Below are 1,189 nucleotides of genomic sequence, written 5' to 3' on the forward strand. Positions count from 1 at the left end.
GGTGCGACTCGGCCTGGAAAATAAAAACGGCGCGCCGGTTGGCACGCCGTCTTGAAACAACTCTTTCGCAGGGTCTTAGTAGACGACCACGGATCGGATGCTTTCGCCTTTGTGCATGAGGTCGAAGCCGTGGTTGATGTCGTCCAGACCCATGGTGTGGGTAATCATCGGGTCAATCTCGATCTTGCCCTCCATGTACCAGTCGACGATCTTCGGCACGTCGGTCCGGCCGCGCGCGCCGCCAAAGGCCGTGCCGCGCCATGACCGGCCGGTGACCAACTGGAACGGACGGGTCGAGATTTCCGCTCCGGCAGGGGCCACGCCGATGATGATCGACTCACCCCAGCCCTTATGAGCTGATTCCAGCGCATCACGCATCACGCCGACGTTGCCGGTGGCGTCGAAGGTGTAGTCCGCACCGCCCTTGGTCAGGTCGACCAGATAGGGCACCAGATCGCCCTCAACCTCTTTCGGGTTGACGAAATCGGTCATGCCGAACTTGGTCGCCATCTCGACCTTCGAGGGGTTCAGGTCGACGCCCACGATCTGATCCGCTCCGGCCAGACGCAGACCCTGGATCACGTTCAGGCCAATGCCGCCCAGGCCAAACACGATGGCGCGGCTGCCAATCTCCACCTTGGCGGTGTTGATCACAGCGCCGATGCCGGTGGTCACGCCACAGCCGATGTAACAGATCTTGTCGAATGGCGCGTCCTCACGCACCTTGGCCAGCGCGATTTCCGGAAGGACCGTGTGGTTCGAGAAGGTCGAGCAGCCCATGTAGTGCAGGATCGGATCGCCATCCAGGGTCGAAAAGCGCGAGGTCCCATCGGGCATTAGGCCTTGCCCCTGCGTGGTCCGGATCGCCTGGCACAGGTTGGTCTTGGGGTGCAGGCAGTATTCGCACTCGCGACATTCCGGGGTGTAGAGCGGGATGACGTGATCGCCGGGTTTCAGGCTGGTCACACCGGGGCCGACCTCAACCACCACGCCCGCACCTTCATGGCCCAGAATGGCGGGGAACAGCCCCTCGGGGTCGGCACCCGACAGGGTGAATTCATCGGTGTGACAGATGCCGGTCGCCTTGATTTCCACCAAAACCTCGCCCGCCTTGGGGCCTTCAAGGTTCACATCCATAACTTCCAAAGGTTTGCCAGCCTGAACGGCAACGGCGGCACGCGTACGCATG

The 1,189-nt window shown here is 62.0% G+C and carries 1 protein-coding gene; it reads right to left on the reverse strand.

Annotated elements, in window-relative coordinates; all coding sequences use genetic code 11:
• Positions 1-75 precede the first annotated feature (75 nt).
• Positions 76-1,188 carry an S-(hydroxymethyl)glutathione dehydrogenase/class III alcohol dehydrogenase gene (locus tag ACR0NF_RS21725; protein WP_480471510.1) on the reverse strand — a complete coding sequence of 371 codons (1,113 nt, stop codon included), beginning with the start codon at positions 1,186-1,188 and terminating at the stop codon, positions 76-78.
• Position 1,189: the final 1 nt, after the last annotated feature.

The sequence above is a fragment of the Ruegeria sp. CF4 genome, from assembly GCF_056537345.1.